This window comes from Clostridium sp. CMCC3677 (assembly GCF_023845585.1).
Lineage (GTDB): Bacteria > Bacillota > Clostridia > Clostridiales > Clostridiaceae > Clostridium > Clostridium aquiflavi.
Map to the genome: position 1 here is coordinate 1 of NZ_JAMQHS010000035.1, position 546 is coordinate 546.

2 tRNA genes are annotated in these 546 nt (G+C 37.4%); both read right to left on the reverse strand.

The features are described 5' to 3' along the window. Window positions 1–291: 291 nt before the first annotated feature. Window positions 292–368 (reverse strand) — tRNA-Ile (locus NG901_RS16600). Between the two features lie 3 nt (window positions 369–371). Further along, window positions 372–447 (reverse strand) — tRNA-Ala (locus NG901_RS16605). Between the last annotated feature and the right edge of the window lie 99 nt (window positions 448–546).

Sequence of the window (546 nt, forward strand, 5' to 3'; positions counted from 1 at the left end):
CTTCATCGGCTCCTGATGCCAAGGCATTCACCATGCGCCCTTTGTAGCTTGACCTTTTGTTCGTTTATTAGCGCTTATTGCTTCGTCAACTACGAAATTTACTCATTCGCGTACATAAGTACTGCTCATTTCATAACTTTCTTGTTTCCTTGCACTAATCACTACTAAACTTCACAATGCCAATTTTAATTTGAGTAATTATCTAGGTAATTATTTCAATTATTACAAAGAATATATTTCTTGGCTTGTTGTATTATATACAATTTACTATGTGTAATTTTCAAAGAACAATGGTGGGCTTAAATGGACTCGAACCATCGACCTCACGCTTATCAGGCGTGCGCTCTAACCAGCTGAGCTATAAGCCCTAATGGTGGAGATAAAGAGATTCGAACTCTTGACCCCCTGCGTGCAAGGCAGGTGCTCTCCCAACTGAGCTATACCCCCATAAAAAAATTTTGAGGAAGATCCCTCAAAATTGAACAGAATCCACATTAAATTAAACCTTCTTTTTCGAAGTAAGTATATTTTAATTACTAGTTAAAC